This window comes from Paenibacillus sp. V4I7, assembly GCF_030817275.1.
Taxonomy (GTDB): Bacteria; Bacillota; Bacilli; order Paenibacillales; family NBRC-103111; genus Paenibacillus_E.
Window position 1 is genome coordinate 5,079,445 of the sequence record NZ_JAUSZD010000002.1, and the last position, 19,872, is coordinate 5,099,316.

The following is a 19,872-nucleotide window of genomic DNA, read 5'->3' on the forward strand; positions in this document are numbered from 1 at the left end:
GTGAGCCAGTAATGCCCACGGAATTTAGATTTCACGAAGCTTAATCGTTTCAAGTAATTTCGATGGAACATTCGATAGAATAGTCGCATTCCATCTTTATTGATTACTTTTTCAACGCCGCACCGACCGTTTTTTCGTATTGGTCGACTTGCCACTTGACAACTTCGTCGTAGCCCAAACCTTTGGCTTTCGTGATCAATTGCTGTTTCAGGCTGTTAAACTCGTTATCATTCTTCGCGAACATCAACTTCCAGGAGTATTCCTTGATGACTTTGCCCACTTCGCTGTTCTTCTGCTTGATGTCGGCTGGTTGATCCACCGCCGCTACGCTGCTGTTGTACGCAGGTGCCACGGCAACTTGGTTGTGCTTGACGACGTAATCTTTCACCGTCAGCGCACCCATAGCGTCCCGCCAACTCTTCGTGACCGGATCCGGATTATGATTCAAATACGAGGTCCACATCGTGTAATCATACGGTTCCCCAGTTTCCGGATTGTTCATAGATCTGGAGATCGTCGAGTTGTTGATTTGGTTAGTTCCGTCCTTGTACAGCCCGCCGCCGTATTCATCAGGCATATTGACGGAGTTCACGATCGCTTTGTATCCGAAATCGGTCAGGGTCGACTTTCCATCCTTGATATCCCAAATCAAGCCCTTCGGTCCGTAATTGGATTCCATGATCCCCTCCGGCGTATACAGCCAGTTAAGGAATTGCATCACACGCTCCGGATACTTCGTTTTCGCGCCAATGGTCCAATAGTAATTGCTGCCCTCTGGTTTAAACCCGGCGGATGACTGTTTCTCATCGCCGAATGGTACGAATCCGAAACCTTTTCCTGCGGACGTGTTGTTCGGGATGTTAAAACCGCTGCTTACCCAAGGAAATTGCGCGAATAGAATTTGCCCGTCCTTGTACTTATTGGTCACGTCGGCGAACTTCTGCGTCAAAGAGTCTGGATCAAGCAGTCCCATCTTATTGGCATCAAAGAAGAATTTCACGCCTTTCATGTAGTAACCGTTGTCATCGATAATGCCTTGCCATTTCGCTTCATCGGCCTTTGTCAGGATCATATCAGCTTTGTTGTTGAATCCGTCCCCTACCCTATAGCCGTATAATGCAGCTATAGAACCCACGTTCATTGAACCGGACCCGTCCCAGTCCGACCACAGCGAAAATCCGTACGTAGGCTTGCCGGTATCGCTCTTCGGACTGAGCTGCTGCATTTGCTTGAGGACGGGCAGATAGTCGTCCAACGTTTTGATTTGCGGACTGCCCAGCTTCTGGTACAAGTCCCAGCGGATATTGGGACCGAACGTCATATCGGCGCCTTCGCTCGGGCCGCTGCCGTTGCCTACCTCATTCCCCACCGAGTAGATCGCCGTGCCGCCGCCGAATTGCTTGCTGTGGGCTTCAAGCGATTTACCGGCATATTTTCGAATGTCTTGGCCGTATTTGTCAAGCAGCCCGTTTTTATTCCAATCCAACAGCAGGCCAGCTTTGATCGCATCTTTGTTGTTGATTGCAACCTGGATATCGCCTACATCGCCCGAGGCCAACAACGTAGCCTCTTTTCCCTGGCCGCCACCGATAATGTTTAATTTGATATTAAATTTTTCCTTGATCAGCTTCGCAAACCAACCCGGTTGATCCCCGGAATAGTTAGCCACGTTCGAGAATACCGTCAGTGTGACTTCCGGCTGCTTCGAAGGATCGGTGCTTGCGCTCGATTGCGCCGGTGAATCTACCGCGGTTTTGCCGCCGCTGCATGCGGACAATAATACAAGCACGACGCTCATCGAGACCGCGGTCGCCATCCACTTTTTTCCTCTAATCATTTGTTTGTTAACCTCCTTGTCATGTACCTGCATAGTCGTACTTTTTCATTGCGGTTAAGAAATGAATCCTGACGTCCCTTTGACAATTACAATACAAGCATACAATGTCCCGCCTCACCTCCTTTGCAGAGTTCCAAATTCACCCCTTCACGGCACCGATCAAAATGCCTTTGACAAAGTATCGTTGGAAGAAAGGATAAACTAGCAAAATCGGGATGACGACAACCATCGAAACCGTCGTCCGAATCGAAGTGGCCGTCTGCATATTGGCCAGATCCGCATTGATAGCCCCGCTGGATTTTATCAGATTTGCCAGCGATGTCGCTGCGTTTAAAAAGCGATACAGGAGAAATTGCAGCGTAAACAGCTTCGGGTCCGTGACCAGGAACAACGTGTCCTGGAAAGAGTTCCACTGACCGATGGCCGAGAAGATGGCGATCGTTGCCAGAATCGGCGTGATCAAAGGCATGACGATCTTCCAGAAGATCGTGAAATAGCCGGCTCCGTCGATTTGCGCCGATTCCTGCAGGGAGATCGGCGTCGACTCGATGAATGTTTTGACAAGGATGATATTGAACGGAGCAACGATCCCGGGTATGATATAGACCAGGAAATTGTTTACCAGGCCAAGCTTAAGCATGATAAGAAACCATGGAATCAACCCGGCATTAAAATACATGGTCACAATAAGGAACCGGTACCAAAATTTACGTCCCCACATTACGTTTTTCGTAAACAAGTATCCGAGAAATCCCGATGCAGCCACGGTCAACAATGTGCCAATCACAGTGCGTCCTATAGATACGAGCGCGGCTGTACCCAGTCCGGGAATCTTGAATACTTCAATATAGTTGTTTATATGAATCCCCCGCGGGTAAAACATGACAAGGCCTCTGCTGCTCAAGTCGTTGTTGCTAATCGTATTGATGAACAAATAATAGAACGGAAAGAAACAAGCCAGAGTGAAAAGGGCAAACCACGTATAATTCAGGATGTCAAATATCGTAATCTTTCTCATCTTTCCCATGTCGATACTCCTCTCTTCCACAATGACTTAGATGACGCCTTCGCCGCGAACCAGCTTCGACAGGCCATTGGCTACAAACAGCAAGAACAAGCTGATAATCGATTTCAGAATGCTGACCGCCGTCGCGAACCCGAAGTTGGAATTCACCACCCCGATGTTGTATACGTACAGATCGAGCACCTCGATATGATTCATGTTTATCGCGTTCGAGAACACATAATATTGCTCAAGCCCATTATTGATAAAGTTCGCGATTCCCAATATGAGAAGCACGAAGAATGTCGGTATAATCCCGGGAATCGTCACGTGCCATATCAACTGAAAACGGCTTGCTCCATCCACTCTCGCCGCCTCATACAATTCCGGATCAATCCCGGTAATCGCAGCAATGTACAAGATCGATCCCCAACCGAGTCCCTTCCATATGCCCCACAAGGTCATGGCCAACCAGGTATGGCTGTCCGATGCCAGCAAATTCAGCGGGCTTTCTATCAGATGCATGCTCATCAGCAAATTGTTCAGGAAACCGTTGTCAACAGAAAACAATATGAAGGCGAAGGAGTACACTAGCACCCAGCTGATAAAGTTCGGCAGCGTCGTAAGCGTCTGCACGATTTTCTTAAACGGCGCGTTTTTTATTTCCATCAGGAGAATCGCGAAGATGACCGGCAGAACCGAAGTCAGAATGCCAAGCGAACTGAACACCAACGTGTTTCGCAGGACCCTGAGAATTTCCTGGACCTGAGCCGGATTCGACACCAACTTGGTAAACCAGCTCAGGCCTACAAACTCGGTCTGGGACAGCGGAATGCCGGGCCTGTAGTCGTAAAAGGCATAGACCCAGCCGTACAGCGGCAAATATGAGAACAAAAAGACAAGAACAAGAAAAGGAAGAGCCATAAGAAATAATTTATACTTATCTTTAAATTGAAAGCGCTTTCCCGAAACTGGTGAATAGGCGTGTTCGGACAACTTTGCGTTCATGTTTCTCCCCCCGCTATTAAATAATGTTTTCTTTCATTTGCTCACTTTTACTTGGATTTTCAAATCGGCTATCTTAGGAGGTCTAGAACTCCTGCTGGTATGACATTTCCTCATCAACTCCCTATCAGCGGTGGAACCTGCTTCAGGTTTTGCTCCACAGATTCAGTATGCGGGCAAACTCTCAACCTCTTTGTTTCGATTATAACGAAATCGTTTTCATCATAATACCCGATAAATTTCACTTAAAATCCAGCCATAATTAGTGTTTTTCCGTGCCGGGAAATAATCGGCAATACTATCTTTGTTTGTATGGCATCTACCGTCTGATGTACGGTTCTCTTAGAAGGTACCGAAAAGATTAAGTTTCTCTTCGGAATAGAATGTTCATTAATAAGAAGAAGCTATCCCCGGTTTAATAACCACTGGGATAGCCTCTTGCATTTTTACTTCAAATATTGTTTAGTCTGCCGAACCTACCAATTCATTACCTCTTTTATTTTGGCAATCAGCTTGTTTGCAGCTTTGGTATGGGTTGCCTCCGACGGATGCCAATCTGCACCGAAGCCGTCTTCCCACAATTGAATTTCAAACTTCATAACCGAAATTTTGGTATCGCCGGTTTGATTCGTATAAGCTGCGGCTGCTTGCTCCACCATCGGGAAAATTGCATCCCCCATTATGCCCACGGTGCACATCAAACGCGCATTCGCGTTACGCGATCGAACCTGCTTCAGGAATTCGACATAGGCATCTCTGTACTCAGCTTGCTTCACCGAATCATCCTTTGTATACGAATAATCGTTCGTCCCAAGATTTATTACAATCAGATCAGGTACGAATTTGTTAAAGTCCCATGGTGAGTTGTTGATATCCAGATTCCCGTCAATACGGCCGGCAGATCTGGCAATGATGTCATAATTATTCGGAACCAGCAGCCCGGTGTTCTTCTCACCATTACCGGTATAGCCAGAGACGATGCCATGACCGCTGTAGGCAACCACGCTGTAGTCGGCCTGGAGCGCAGCTGCCGTTTTATATGCATAGGTTTTGGTCACGTCTTCTGTCGCAGTGGAAAATCCGTTCTCCTTCATATCATCAACCCCATAGCCGGCCGTGATCGAATCGCCGATGATCTCGATCTTCCGAGCCGAACCCTGCGTCGGGTGAATCCCATCCACAGAATTAACTCGAATCTCCTGGATTCCTGCGGTAGATCTGATCGCCTCCGACAGCTTGACGACCTTAATGACGACATCCTGTTGTGTAGCACTTTCAAATACGGTGTAAGTCTTCTGAGACTGTTTTAATAAATCGTCTACGACTCGTACGCCGTTAACATAAATGCCGATCCTTGCATAATCGGTCTGCCCTAACGCAACCTGGTCGCCTTTCATCGTAATTTGCGCCTTTGTGCCTCTAAACTTGTACTCCGCCCCGCTGCCGGACAACGCCAACCAAAGCGTGTCATTATAGAAAACGGTTCTGCCGATCTGCTTTACGAAGTCCTTATTTGCTCTAAATAATTGATCACCCTGCAGCAATATAATATTGTCTACATTCCAGCCCGTATCTCCAGTATCATATTGGAGCTTCAATGTCGCGCCTGCAGGAATATTGACCGGCATGGTCACGCTGGTGTAGGCGCCATTCCAAGTGCCATTCCCGGTGAAGTTGATTGTCTGTGTCTTAACTCCATTCACGTACATACTATACGTACCCGAGCTAGTGGCAGCATATCTCACAGTAAGGCTGTTTGCAGCAGGGACATTGTTGAACTGAAGGCCATTGCCGCTCACATGAAGATACTCGACCGCTTGACCGCCTGACGCTGCGGAGTCATTGTAGACAGAAGCGAATCCCAGCCTGATCGCAGTTTCCGCTTCAATTGGCGCAGGAGAAACCCGAATATGGTCGAGGTTAATGATTCCCGTATCGCCACTGTCAAATTTGTAAGCAATCGTATTGGCGCCGGCATATAAATCCAACGTTTCCGTTTGATCGCCCCATGTATCCCAGTTCGCAAGTAAAGGCAAGCTTGTCTGCTTGATTTTCGTTCCATTTACAATAAGACTCAGTGTAGCCGGATTATAAGTGGCATTGCCGTAACGTGCGGTTACTTTGTATTTCCCTGAAGCCGGAACGTTAGCGGTAAAAGTCGCTGTTCCTCCAAAATTCCAGTATCCATCCAGAAAGCCGCTGCCCGTGTATCCAGGATGATTGGTATTCACCTGGAGCCCGCCTGTCAGCTGGGCTTGTTCGGCTTCAAGCTGAATGGTTGCTGCATTCGAAGGATCGCTGTCAGCAGCTGTGGCGGGAAGCGCGCACATCAGCAGCAGTGAAACGGACATACATAAGGAAATGATTTGTTTGATGAAGCGAAGCGACTTTTTTCTTGTTGTCATCTTGATGGTCTCCTTTTTTAAATTTTAAAAGCGCATACATCTAAACTTTGGTAAACACTCCCCGTGGTTTATAACGGTGAACCGAGTATACAGCGCGTTTACATGATAACGATGTGTATACATTTTTTTTGAGAATATCCAGTTGGGTCCTATTTAGACCTGTCTATTTACGGGAATTGAGCAGTCTAACACGTGAGATAGACAGCTCCGACATTGTTGTTTTCCAATAAGTTACAGTTGTGGTTTCAGGCATTAGTAAGTGTCTCGGATTCAGGAGTTTATGAAGGCTCCAAAAATTGCCAATTTGGAGAAAGGTGCTCGGCAGGTGATATCCCCCGTCGGAACGCCTTGCCATATTACTGGGCCGTGCCTGTGACGCTCGTGCCGCTTTTTACAATTGTGTATTTGACGATTTGCCCGCTCCAGAAGTGGAACGTCAGAATCACCGTTCCGTCAGTTGTTTCATTGAAGAAATTCGAGGTAATCGTGATTTTATTGTTGGTATAGTCGGGTGAGAAGATATAGTTAAATTGCTTGTAGGAAGTCCAGTTATGCGGACCGGCGTTGCCGCCTGCAGCGTACACGGCCTCCATCGTGGCAAGCTGGTCGCCGTTAAAGGCTGTGGGAATCGCAAAGCCGCTGGTCGCGCCCGATGCATTTTGCAGCACCGGCGTGTTATAGTAGCGCACATGGATCTTCGGTACCATCCTTGTAAGGTTTCACCCCCATCCTCTCGACTGCGGGTTGATATTGGCACATGAGCCCAATTTTCTCCTCGAAGGTGAACCGGGACACCAGATCGGCAACGCGGTCTTCGATTGCCAGTTCATGATTCTGAAACGGTAAAGACATTTGTCATCGCCGCCAAACCTCCATTTTAAGGTATTTAGAAATCGTCTTAGCTCAATCTGCCATGGTTGCCGTGGCATTGAAATGGCCCAATTGCTCGGGCCCCTAAACATGTCCTTTTTGTTTTGTTGTAAACCGGCAGAGACCTTCCAATCCCCGCTGATCTTCGGGCAATATCATTCGACTTCATCCCAAGCAATTCGAACAGGTACATCTTCTACCTACCGGCTCATAATCGAAGGAACGTGGATAATAACATTCTCTTTCATTTGTGCAACCATTGTTCCAGATAAAGAAAGAACCTCGAAATCTATTGTTGCGTATAGTCTCGAGGTTCTTTCAATTTCATGTAATGTAATTAGAGTAGCATTTTTTTCAAATCAAGTTCCTCAATCTGCTGGACAAGCTTATTTATTTCCAGACTGGTCATGGGGAACCGTAACAGTGATAGATGTTTCCGTAACATTCCCTGCACGATCTACGGTTCTATATTTAATCGTATAAACAAGAGGCTCCATATCCTTGGCTTTTTTGGCCAACAGCATGAATTCCGTATCGAATGTGCCGAAATCAGCTTCTTGTACCATGGATTCGTAGCTGTCGACGGCTACGCTCGGCGTAATGGAAAGCAATTTCACCTGAGACAGCTCATCCCCAGTTTCAACGGTTGCCGTTACCTTGACCAGACGGTTGTTGGCCGGCCACAATGTTTCCTTATCCAGGACAACATTCAGGGTAGGAGCAACCGTATCAATGATCAAGCTTCTGTACGTCCATTCCGACCAGGCGCCCCGATTGTCCTTCAATCGAACCCTGATCGACCAATCTCCGTCCGCCAATCCATCCAATGTGTATGAACCGGATGGGCCAGCCAATTCACCGCTGTCCACGTCAACCGTTTCCCAACCGTTGCTGGAGGCTTGAACCTGATAGGCGGCTTGTACATCCGCATCGTCGGCGTCAAGGAACGTCCAGTCAATCTGCGGATTATTTAAATGGATGGCCTGGCCTTCCTCATACGAGGTGACCGAGACGGCTGGAGCCGAATTCGATTCGGACAACATCGCAACCAGGAAGGTCAGGGGCGAGTTGTAATTCAAGGCTTGCTCATTGGTTTCCCAGTCGATGGAGGAATTGTTGTAAGCCTTGGCGTTGAAGGTATAGCGTCCGTTGTTGTTCGGACCGCCAGGCATGTAACCGCTCGGCATTTCCAAGAGATGGTCGCCATTGTAAATTTCATGGATGGTTCTAGTCACTCGGCGCTCTCCGTGCCCGGTAATATAGCTCATCTGCAGCGGGTTTACCCCAAGCAGATAGTTCAGATTGCCGCTTGCTACATTTCGGTCATTTTCATTATACAATCCCAGAAGGCGGCTGCCGATCGCGAGGCCGACCGGAATACCGGCATTATTGGAGTTCGCTCCCCAATAAAATCCATCCAGGGTGGAATTCCCCCACACCGATTTATTCATACTGGCATTGATGATAATGTCACGCCATTGTACAAATTTATCGGTAAACCATGTCTTCACTGCGGCGTTCGGCTGCTCCCCCATCATGTAATGGTAGAAGCCCATCCTATCCAAGGAGCCGATATTGTGCGAGAAAGTTTCACTCTCGAAAATAGCAGCATGCTCCAGGTAATGAGCGACGACGTAATCGTTATACACTTGCTCTCCTGTTGCCCGGTACAGCGTCGCTGCGGCATAAAAGCGGTCGTTCACATCGCTGTTAGAGTTGTATGGACCATCCGGCTGCGGGATGAATTCCGGATGCTGCTCCAGATAGTTCCATCCGCGGAGAGCGGCGGCCTTCAACGTCTCGGCATAATCCGTTAACCCAGGGACATCCTTCATGACGATATACGCATGAGCCAGAGCGCCAACTGCAGCGCCAGTGTGGAACGTCGGTATGAGTCTATTGCTTGCCGTTCCATCCATGATATAGCGACCAGGTGAATGATCCCGAATGACGTAAGCATAGAAGCCTCCTGTGGCCTCATCCTGCATTTTGAGAATAAAATCCGTTTCAACCTTGATCTCGTCCAGCAGATCCGGGATGCCGTTTCCGCTTTCCGGGATATTCAACAAATGGTCCTGGAATTGGCCTGGAAAGCTCTCGTATGCCCAGAGGAGGTCAGAGATGGCTGTCGCTCCCACTGTGACATATTTGCCCAAGTCGCCGGCATCCCACCATCCGCCGGAAACATCCTTCGTAATAGTCGGATCGGACTGGAACGGAAGGTTGTGATCTTCCTTGCGAGCGCCGGTCCTGGCGAAGATCCCTGCGTGTTCCGCTAACAGATCCTCATTGGCGCGCTGGAAGTAGAAGAACTTCTGCACATCTTTCAAAAGAGTGCTATAGATACTGCTGTCTCCAATCTTGAAGGCAACGGAAGGTTCAGCGACCCCATCCACAGTCAGCACATATTCGCCCGGTTCGTTCAGGCCGGTGAAGTCCGCCTTCAGCACCTTCTCCCCGGAGGAAGCATCATAGGCTGCAACCAAGGACAACGCGCCGGAGTAAGCGATGCTCATATCCGATGCCTTTCTCACTTGAAAAGGTGTGCCGGGTACAGCGGTCAGTTTGTCGTAATAGCCGCTGACCAAAGCGTATTTCTCGCTATTAACAATATAACCGACCTGATTCACCTTGATCGGAGCATAGCTTTCCGCCTTATCCGGCGATTTGATGACAATATTGCTGATCCAGAACGTTTTCGGGTTGTTATCCCCGGTGAAGTTCAGCATCTGCACACTGGAACTACTGAAAATGCTTTTGGAATCAAAGATATTCTTCAGCGGAACAGAATAATGTTTCCATTCTGTTGTAAGTTCCTCTCCTAACGGAATCGATGCAGTCACAGAGGTTTGATGCGGATGCTCATCGTTATCCGTAAAAAACTCTCCGTCGACCAGCCGTTCCGTGACGACATCAACAAATCCCACGGAGAAGGTTTCACCGCCAACCGCTCCGACCGCATCGAACTCTAATGTACCATTTTCGTACGGGCTTATATCCAACGTCTGCCAACCGTTCAGGATATAATTGGCTCCCCAGAAGCTGTCGACAGCGATTTTCTTCGCTGCCTTACCCTGATAGGTTTCGTCGGTTACCGTGCTGCCGTAGCCGTACGCAAAATCATTCATCAGGAGATCCTTCAGCCTGTTCCAGTCCGCTCCTCCAGGAGGGAGATATAGATTGGTTGAATCGTTTGTGACAAAGCTGTCTGAACTGGAACCGCCGACGACGCTGTCAGCAGCTGCAGCGGGAAGCGCGCACATCAGCAGAAGTGAACCGGATATGCATAAAGAAATGATTTGTTTGGTAAAAAGAAGCGGCTTTTTCCTTGTTTTCATCTGAATTTTCCCCTTTTTTTTAAGTCGACTTTTTTTTAAGTCGACTTTTATTGAAAGCGCAATTAATTTCGGCCGATCGCGAGGAGATGTTCCCAGCCTTCCGCAAGATTGTTGCGGGCCCAATTCGCGTGGTCTTTATTTTCATATTGCCGGAAGGTACATTCAATCCATAAGATCAGATCCAGATAAAAATCGTACATCACTCTGCGCCGCTGCTGATTTCGGGTTGCAACGGCAAGCCCATAGCCCCTTGAGAACCCAACGGATCGGTTGAAGCGGCCGAAATAAACCTCCATCAGCGGGTCGCCCCAAAGCGCTCTTTCGAAATCGATCAACCCTGTTATTTTCCCATGCTCGACAAACACATTCCCATCCCATAAATCCCAATGCACGAGACGGGGCTGTACGACTTCGTGCAAAGCATCCAGATGCCGTTCGATTTCCGATTCGATAACCGCATCGCCCGCAGGCAGCTCGACTCCGACATCTCTGCCATCAGCCAGCACGCCCCGGATCATCTGTTGAAACGCTTCCGCCCAGGAGTCATTCCACGATTCTTGCTGCAGAAAATATCCGAATTTCTCCCCTTGCACTTCATGGATCAAGCGGCTATAGACGCCAAGCTCAAATTCGATCGCGTCCTTCTCTTCCTGGGAAAGCGTCTCCTTAATTTTGTTGTAAGGAACTCCCGAAAGCCGCTCCATAATAAAGTACTCCGCATTAATCAAGGTGCATGTATCGTCGTGTGCGAGCACCTTAGGCACAGGCAGTGTGCCGCTGTTGTCAAACAAGCGTAGCGCCTCGACTTCGGTGCGCATCAAGTTTGCCTCATAACGCATCATTTTTGTTCCCTTGAACGGCGCTGCTTTTAGGATTACCTCGCGGTCGTCGCTTGTGATAATCGCGTATGCGCTGTTTGCCCACCCATCCGTTAATTCTTTCGTTTCGACGACCCGGCTTCCGAAGGCTTGGTGAATAATTCGTTCCATATCGCTGTCTATCAGCTTGGGTTTAATATTACTTTCCATAATATTGGTCACATCTTTCTATAAATTTTAATAATCCCCTGATGTTTCCAATTGACCATCACTTGCAATCCTTGACAGCATTTCATCATCTACCCATACAAACCTATTCGATATGAATTACCGGCTCATAATCGAACCAATCAAAGAGTGCCGGCGTACTCTGTCCTGTTTCGCAAACGGCATACATCGCAATAACTACTCCCGTAAAGCCGCCTGCTACCTCCGTTGAGAGCAGATGCGTTTCTCCCGAGCCCAACTCAAGGACATTGGATTGATTTGGCTGAATGGAGAAAACAAAACATTCCGGCCTAGCCTCAATCTTTAGCACGACCGGGCCGGCTGCGCATTCGTGCGTGTGCTCTGTTCTCAATGATCCCACGGTCCGACGTAATACGATCACCTTGCGTCCTTCCTTGAACTTTACGGCAAGATCATAATGATACCCATCGTTCATAAATACGGTAAGTCCGGCTTCCTCACCTTCGCTTTTCGGTTCGAAATCTAGTAGGGCGGCTATGTTGCATGACAAATGGCGACAGAAACACCCAATCAAAGCCTAGCGTTGTTTCATCAAAATCATCTCTGATTGCCTTATGCGGCCACCGGACTTCCTGCAGCTGCGGAGCCTCCATAACGGACTCGATACGCCCGCCGATACCGATGATCGGCCAGCCGTCATCCGTCCATGACACGGGCGCCAAAAAAGTCTCTCTGCCTAGATGATGCCGCATCGGATAAGAAACAGGCCTGATTCCCAAGAAAACCGCCCACCAGCTGCCGTCATGCGCCTGTACCAGATCTGCATGCCCGGTTGCGTGTATGCTGCTCTTCAAGCTTCTATGAGACAAAATCGGATTATGGGGACACGGTTCATACGGTCCATAAGGGGCGCTGCTTCTCGCTATCGTCGCCATATGGCCGTATTCAGTTCCGCCTTCAGCGATCAGCAAATAGTAAAATCCTTTGATCTTGTAAAGATGAGGAGCTTCCGGGTACGCTCCGCCCGTTCCCCTCCAAATCTGACGGCTCTCAGTCAGCATGCTTCCGGTCAATATGTCAATCTCGCATTGATAAATGCCGTAGCCTTCATTGCCGTCGCAATTGGATTGAAAGTATACACTGCCGTCTTCATCGAATAATAGAGAAGGATCGATGCCCTTCTGCGCGACAGGTATTGGATCGGACCAGGGACCTCCGGCTGCCTGCTTCGAACAAAAAAATTGCCGACCCCGCTCACATTCGTCGTTACCATATAGAACCAGCCGTCGTGATGGCGGATCGTCGGGGCGTAGATTCCTCCCGAGAGCCAAGTGTTTCCCAAAGGCAACTGCTGCTCGGTTGTGAGGCAATGTCCGATCTGGCGCCAATTGACAAGATCCTTGCTGTGAAATAGGGGGACTCCGGGAAAATATGCAAAAGAGCTTGTCACCAGGTAATAATCATCCCCGTTCCGGCAGATGCTCGGATCGGGATAAAAGCCGGGAATGATCGGATTCGTATACAACATTTATTTCTCTCCTTGTTTGCGGGTCTGATGTAAAAGCGTATTCATCATTATTTATATAAAAAAATGAAGTTCTGAGATACCTACGAAATTTGTGAATTTTTCATAGAATAATTAGATATTACGCCACCATTCCATATCTTCATCGCTCTGGCAGACATGTTTAGTCACCCCCTTTAAAGAGATAAAGAGCAGGACTTCACAGCCGCTGCTCTTCCGTTCTTTCCGTTCTTCAGGGATTCACAAACTGCCACTGCAGGTTGGTACTGGGATCGCTGCTCCACTGTTTCAAGTCGGAGCCGTTAGCCGTATTGCCGCCGCCATCCAAATAAAGACCGGTAGAAACATTCTTTATCCTATAATTACTTCCGTAGGCTTCCAATACCCACCTCTGGTTCCAACTGGAGCCGTTGCTCCACTGTCCGCTAATAGAGCCCGCTGCGGTACGGCCCATACCGTCAAGATACAAACCTGTCGCAACATTTTTGATTTTGTAATAGCTTCCGTAGAATTCCATTATCCATCGTTGGTTATTGCTGGTACCGGCGCTCCATTGGCCTGCATTCGAGCCGTCTGTGGTACGGCCCATGCCGTCAATATACAAACCTGTGGTCACGTTCTTCATTTTAGAAGTGTTCATGACACTCATGATCGCATCAATAATTCCTTGCTGTGTGATCGTATAGGTAGACCTGTTAAACAATCCAAAACCATAATTTCCATTCCATCCATTATCCCAAATAATCGGTACCGAACCGTATTTCCTGGCTGTTGCGCTTACCGCTTTTGCAAATGCCGCACGATACGTATTATTCGTTGAATCAAACGCTGTTTTATCTGCGGAGCCGAATTCACCGACGACCACAGGATATCCTTGGGTTACGAATTTATCATACGTAGACTTCAGTTGCGAATCCAAATAATCTTCCTGTCCCCAAGTGGATTTTTTCGATGTGTTGGTAGCTGTTGCTCCCCATTGGGTTATGGTGCCGGATTCCTCACCGCAGAAGTCCCAAGGCGAGTAATAATGAACGGATATCATGATTCTCTTCTCAGAATTCGGAATTGTAGATGATCTATAATTATCTGTAGGAAGCACAAAGCCATAATTACCTACAGTATAATCAATGTTAGTATTCCAGCCGGGAATAAGAAGCCATCTTGCACTATTGTTTCCTCCGGTTTGTCTTACAGTATCTACAAAGATTTGATTATAAGCATTAAGATTTGAATAGTATGTGGTGTTAGGTGTGCCAAAAGTCCCGTCAAATTCTTCGTTCATGGATTCAAAGATCAAATGCTCATCATAATTGACAAATGTATTAGCAATCTGCTGCCAGACTTTTTGATATTTGACCCTAATCGTTGTTTGATCGTTTGAATTGACTATCAGCCAAGAGCCGGGGACTGAATTGTAACCGTCTCCATGAATGTTGATAATGACATACAAGCCTTCGTTGTAGGCATAGTCCACGACTGTTTTCACTCTGTTCAGCCATGCAGAATCAATCGTATAATTCGGTGCACTCCCTATCTTATTCAAATACGAAACAGGGATACGGATTGTTTTAAATCCTGCTGCCTTTACCCTTTGAATGAACGCCTGTGTGACATTAGGAGTGCTTTCGGTGGGCGTACCGTTAGAACCGAGTTCAAGCTGGTTTCCAAGATTCCAGCCCGCCCCCATTTCAAAAACAATCTGCGAAGCATTCAATTGCGTGAAATCGGCTGTTTCTGCAGATGCTGACGGAATCCGACCGGAAAAGACAGTTGTAACCACCAATACCATGGCTAACAAAAAGATCCTGAAAGACTTTACTTTTGACGACATAAATAACACCTCCGTCTCTTATTTTTGGTTCTTTTTAAACGAGTTTAACCAAAGAACTCCCAAACGGTAACAACCTTGTTCATCACCTCCTGTTCAATCAAGGTACACTTTCAACTAATGGCCAACGGGCTGTTCTGAACGATGGACAGCCATTCGCGGGCAATGAGTTCATGGCCGACCGCCGTCGGGTGAACGCCGTCCCATATCCAATAGGCGGCATCCATGCCGGACGAGGCCTTGTCGAACGCCCCCTGTAATGGAACGAATACTGCATCGTATTCCTCGGCCAACTGGCGAACGGTACGGCCGTAGTCATCGATCCGTTTTCGCCACTCCTCCCATTTTTCCTCTGTACACCCGACTTTCAATATAAACGGCTCGCACAACACTAATCCTGCGGAAGGCAGCATCTCCTTCGTTTCCGCCAGCAAATGCCGGTACGCTCTTTCGAAACGGTCGCCTGGACAACCCGACAGGATCCGCCAGGCGTCGTTGACGCCGATCAGAATACTGATCAGATCCGGCTTTAAGCTGATTGCATCCTCGTCCCAGCGGGCGTATAAATCCGAAACCCGGTTGCCGCTGACACCCCGGTTGATGAAATGCGGTTGGTTGCGGGCCAATTCGAAGCCGAGCTTGCTAGCAATGATAAAAGCGTATCCGTGTCCCAAAATGTGATTGGGATCCTCGTTGCGGTCCCGGTTGCCATCGGTTATGGAATCGCCTTGAAACAAAATCGTTTGTCGTCTTAGGTTCATGATCGATTTTCCTTTCGTTGTTGGATAAGTCCAATTTACTAAATCTAGTAGCCGGTTTCGGCAAGCTCGACAATCTCTACGGCGTATGGCTCCATGTCAAGTTCCGGTCCGATCCGTCTCTCGCTGAGAAGACTTGGATAAGCTTGACCTAGCGTTACAGTTTGCCGCTTCCGCGAAAGATTCAATAGGAACAAATATCGCTTCTCTTTCTTCTTGCGAACCGAGATTTGGACGCCCTCCGGCAGATCGGGGAACAGGCTCGCACCCGCTTCTGCTGATGCCTCCCGGAAAAAGTCCAAATAAAAGCTCTCCTCGGCAACCGTCCCCAAATAATACACCTTGCCGCTTCCAAGTGAATGAACCGCAGCGGCCGGTTTGCCGGCGAAGAAATCGTCTTCGTACCAAGCGATCGGTTCCGCGCCGGAAAGCTCCAAAATATCGCACCATTGCATGCATGTATAGGTCTTCCCATTCTTCGCCCGAATGGTATGGACGTCTTTGCCGATCGGATCATACTCTGACACGTACACCCCAGCCGCTTCGGCCAGAGGCCCGGGCAGCGGTTCAATCCGGCAAACATTGTTCATATTTTTAACGCCGGTGCGATTCGTTACAATCAAGGTAGCCCCGCTGCGGACACAATCCTCCAAATGGCCTGCCACGCGTTCATCCAGCAAATAGAGAGAGGGGGCGACGATTAGCCGATATCCGCTTAAATCAGCTGTCATATTTACCACATCGGTCTGAACGCCCAGCTTGGTCAATGCGCGGTGATACAGCTTTATATTGTCGAAATAATCCATCCCCTCAGCCTGCGGCTGAATCTGAAGAGCATTGTATTGATCGTGCGAGTGAAGAATGGCCGCTTCGCCATGCACCTCCGATCCGGTCAGCAGCGGTGAGAGACGGTTCACTTCCTCGCACAGCTTGCTGTACTCCTCTAACCGGCGGCCCGGAACGTTGCTGTGGTCGATCAAGCCATGCCAGAATTGCTCGGCGCCGACCGGAGCGCTTCTCCACCGGAAATGCACGAGCGTGTCTGCACCGCGCGATATGCACTGCCAGGCGAACGCCCGAATAAACCCCGGCTGCGGCGTTCGCCACATCGGGAACCAGCAGCCTGGCGGGCCGCTGATCGTTTCCATGATCCAGAAGTTGCCCCGCTTGATCCCCCGGGTCAAGTCCAGCGTCAGTGCCCCGCCGTATCCGCTCGTATCCGATTTTTCCGGACTTGTGTTCGGATAATAGTCAAGGGAGGCAAAGTCCAGCGAGTCGCAGAGTTTGTAATAGTCGAGGGACATCGGGTAGCTCCAAATATTATGCGTCACGAAATGACCCGGGCACCGTTTCCGCAAAAGATTCACTTGCAACTGCTGGAACTGGGCGACGGAATCCGTTTCGAACCTTTTCCAGTCCAGTAAATAAGACGGGTTTTTGAAGGAGGTACCGCCCAGCGGGGGCTTGATTTGCAGCCAACTGCTGTACTCCCCGCTCCAGACGACGGTGCCCCAAGCGCGGTTAAGAGCCTCCAAAGATCCGTACTTCTCCGACAGCCATTCTCGGAACCGCTCGCTGCAATTGTCGCAATGGCACTCGTTCAGAGCAAATTCGTTATCAATCTGCCATCCGGTTACAGCCGGATGCTTCGAATAATGCGAGGCAAGCTTATCCACGATTTTCTCCGAATAAAGGCACATCGAAGGACTGTTATAACAACGATGTCCGCGCACACCGGGATATCGCGGATGCAGCAAGGCGTCAACGGGAAGCACGTCCGGGTACCGCTCCACCAGCCAATTCGGCGGCGTGTTGGTCGGAGTTCCGATCACGACCTCGATGCCTCGTTCATGGAAAACCTCTATCGCCTCGTCCAACCATGCGAAATCGTACCGTCCTTCCTCCGGCTCCAGACGCGACCAGGCAAATTCAGCTAACCGTACCAGACGGACTCCCGTCTGCCGCATCAGATCCGCATCCTGATCCCACATGGCGCGCTCCCAATGCTCCGGATAATAATCCACACCCATTTTAATCATAAGCAGCCCTCCACTGATTGCTAAGCTAAGTACCTTTAATTGTAAGCCGTCTTTCACCGAAACGAATCCTTATTTCGGCAGCAGGGAGTCCTGCCCCAGCGCACGGGCGCAAGGCAGGACTCCTTTTTCCCCAAATCAATTCCGGCTTCTACGATGCTGTGCCCGTAATGCTCGTGCCGTTCTTCGTAATCGTATAGTTGATAATGGCGCCGCTCCAGAAGTGGAACTTCAGAATCACCGTTCCGTCGTTCACTTTGTTGAAGAAGCTCTGTGTAAGAGTGATTTCATTTGTTGCATAAGATGGTTTGAATGTTTGGCCGAACGCCTTGAACGAAGTCCAGTTATCCGGACCGGCGTTGCCCCCTTCAGCATACACGGCCTCCATCGTAGCAAGTCGGTCGCCATTGAAGGCGGTCGGGATCGCAAAATTTGCGGTGGTGCCTTCCGCGTTTTGAAGCACCGGGGTGTCATTGTACAAGACATGGAAGGTCCAATCGGCGCCTTTGTTAAATTGGACTTTCAATACGGCTACCTCGCCGAGTGCGGCCGATTCAGTCAGCTTGGCGGTAAAACTTGCTTTGAGGGTCAGGTCTTCGCCGTTCAACTCATAATCCTTGCCTTTTTTCAGCTTATAGTCTCCGGCCCAGATGCCGGTCAGCTTATTGCCGTTCAAGTGCAAGGGCACTACAGTGTCCTGGGCCGGCGCGTCTTTCCTGATGAAGATCAGATCGGATTCGCCAGTAGAAGAGCGGCCTTTCAAGCTGGCCATAATCTGATTGTAAAGCTCCGGATCGTTCCACTGAAGCGTTCTGCGGTCAAAACGCCCGCCGTTGTCCCACAGCATAAGGGCAAGTTTGTTCTCTACGGCTTTAGAGGTGAAATACTCGATATACTTCAACATCTCGCCATGCTCGGGCAAACCTTCGCTGACATCCCAGCCGAGCAGTCCGAATTCGCCTACGATAACGGGAATTCCTTTCGATACGAACGCATTCGATACATTGTCAATCAATGTATCGACAACCTTAATCGTGTCCGCCTCAAACTTTGGGTAGCCCCCAATGTTTATGCTGAAATTCCAGAGGCCGTAAAAATGAACGGTCGTGATCAAATTCGGATCGTTCAGCTTGGCAATCGTGCTTGCAAGCGAATCCACACGCACTTTCTCGTCATTGCAGTATAACGTCGGCAGCACAAGCGGACGATCGGCATTAGCGCCTCCCGACGCTCTTACAAGATGGACGAAGGTTGTGTTGATCTCATCAAGAAATGCGAGCTGCGTCGTTATATCAACGTCTAAAAATTCCGGTTCGTTGATGCTTTCGAACATCAGTTTGTTGGAATGATTCTTGAAGCGGTCAGCGATTTGCGTCCATACCGCGGTATATCGGGCTAATACTTCGTCATGATTCGTTGGCATCGTTCTGACCCACATCCAAGCGTCGTGGTGAACGTTGATCATGACATACAGACCTTCTTCGAGCGACCAGTCGACGACTTGCTGAACCCGGTCCATCCAGGCCGGATCGATCGTATAATCCGGTGCGTCGCCCATCCGCCCGTTCCATGTAATCGGAATACGGATACTTTTGAAGCCCTGCTTCTTAATTTCCTTAATGAATTCTTTGGTTACGCGCGGGTTGCCCCAAGCCGTCTCATCATTTTTTGTTGGATCAGTCGTATTAAATGCATCAAATGTATTGCCCAGGTTCCATCCGGGCTGCATTGCGCTGACATAAGACTGCATTTTGGTTTCTTTCGGGGAAGCAGCGGCCGAGCCGACGGGTGAAAACAACGCCAGCAACAGGGCAATGATCATTGCGACTGACAGATAAGATCTTTTGGTTTGCACAGAAATTCTCCTTTGGTTTCATAATTTTGGCTTCCACTGTACACGTGTTGCTTGGCGGACGTTACTTAGGTGTGCCAATGATTCGGCCACCTTTGGCCGTAAGCTGATAATAGTCAAGTTAGGCAAAATCCAACGACTCGCAGAGTTTGTAATAGTCAAGGGACATCGGGTAGCTCCAAATATTATGGGTCACGAAATGACCCGGACACCGCTTTCGTAGAAGATTCACTTGCAGTTGCTGGAACCGGGCGACAGAATCCGTTTCGAATCTTTTCCAGTCAAGCAAATAAGATGGGTTTTTGAAGGTAGCGTTTCTCTCACTGAAACGAATTCTTATTTCGGTAGTAAGGGAGCTCTGCCGCAGCGCACGGGCGCTGGGCAGCACCCCCTTTTTCCCTAATAAAT

12 protein-coding genes and 1 pseudogene are annotated in these 19,872 nt (G+C 48.9%); all 13 read right to left on the reverse strand.

Annotation, left to right across the window (positions count from 1 at the left end):
- Positions 1-103: 103 nt before the first annotated feature.
- Positions 104-1,837 (reverse strand): type 2 periplasmic-binding domain-containing protein, encoded by a 1,734-nt coding sequence (locus tag QFZ80_RS23890; protein WP_307553535.1) that lies wholly within the window; start codon positions 1,835-1,837, stop codon positions 104-106.
- Between the two features lie 139 nt (positions 1,838-1,976).
- Complete coding sequence (locus tag QFZ80_RS23895) at positions 1,977-2,864, reverse strand: carbohydrate ABC transporter permease (protein WP_307553534.1); 888 nt, start codon at positions 2,862-2,864, stop codon at positions 1,977-1,979.
- 27 nt (positions 2,865-2,891) lie between these two features.
- Positions 2,892-3,848 carry an ABC transporter permease gene (locus QFZ80_RS23900; RefSeq protein ID WP_307561371.1) on the reverse strand — a complete coding sequence of 319 codons (957 nt, stop codon included), beginning with the start codon at positions 3,846-3,848 and terminating at the stop codon, positions 2,892-2,894.
- Positions 3,849-4,321: 473 nt separating this feature from the next.
- A complete protein-coding gene (locus tag QFZ80_RS23905) occupies positions 4,322-6,250 on the reverse strand; it encodes a GDSL-type esterase/lipase family protein (protein ID WP_307561373.1) in 1,929 nt (642 codons plus the stop codon).
- A gap of 356 nt (positions 6,251-6,606) precedes the next feature.
- The gene (locus tag QFZ80_RS23910) at positions 6,607-6,957 is read right to left on the reverse strand and encodes a hypothetical protein (RefSeq protein ID WP_307553531.1); all 351 of its coding nucleotides are present in this window, start codon (positions 6,955-6,957) and stop codon (positions 6,607-6,609) included.
- Between the two features lie 549 nt (positions 6,958-7,506).
- Positions 7,507-10,458 (reverse strand): glycoside hydrolase family 9 protein, encoded by a 2,952-nt coding sequence (locus tag QFZ80_RS23915; protein ID WP_307561375.1) that lies wholly within the window; start codon positions 10,456-10,458, stop codon positions 7,507-7,509.
- 62 nt (positions 10,459-10,520) lie between these two features.
- Positions 10,521-11,486 carry an aminoglycoside phosphotransferase family protein gene (locus QFZ80_RS23920; RefSeq protein WP_307553529.1) on the reverse strand — a complete coding sequence of 322 codons (966 nt, stop codon included), beginning with the start codon at positions 11,484-11,486 and terminating at the stop codon, positions 10,521-10,523.
- Positions 11,487-11,589: 103 nt separating this feature from the next.
- Positions 11,590-12,993: pseudogene (locus tag QFZ80_RS39155) on the reverse strand (glycoside hydrolase family 43 protein).
- Positions 12,994-13,222: 229 nt separating this feature from the next.
- Complete coding sequence (locus QFZ80_RS23940) at positions 13,223-14,821, reverse strand: cellulase family glycosylhydrolase (protein WP_307561381.1); 1,599 nt, start codon at positions 14,819-14,821, stop codon at positions 13,223-13,225.
- A 110-nt stretch (positions 14,822-14,931) separates the two neighbouring features.
- Entirely contained in the window at positions 14,932-15,579 is a 648-nt protein-coding gene (locus QFZ80_RS23945; protein WP_307561383.1) for an SGNH/GDSL hydrolase family protein, read from the reverse strand.
- A gap of 44 nt (positions 15,580-15,623) precedes the next feature.
- A complete protein-coding gene (locus tag QFZ80_RS23950; RefSeq protein WP_307561385.1) occupies positions 15,624-17,672 on the reverse strand; it encodes a beta-galactosidase in 2,049 nt (682 codons plus the stop codon).
- Positions 17,673-17,763: 91 nt separating this feature from the next.
- A complete protein-coding gene (locus QFZ80_RS23955) occupies positions 17,764-19,434 on the reverse strand; it encodes a cellulase family glycosylhydrolase (protein ID WP_307564218.1) in 1,671 nt (556 codons plus the stop codon).
- Between the two features lie 151 nt (positions 19,435-19,585).
- Positions 19,586-19,852: a beta-galactosidase gene (locus tag QFZ80_RS39160; protein ID WP_373460148.1), complete on the reverse strand. Its 267-nt coding sequence runs from the start codon at positions 19,850-19,852 to the stop codon at positions 19,586-19,588.
- Between the last annotated feature and the right edge of the window lie 20 nt (positions 19,853-19,872).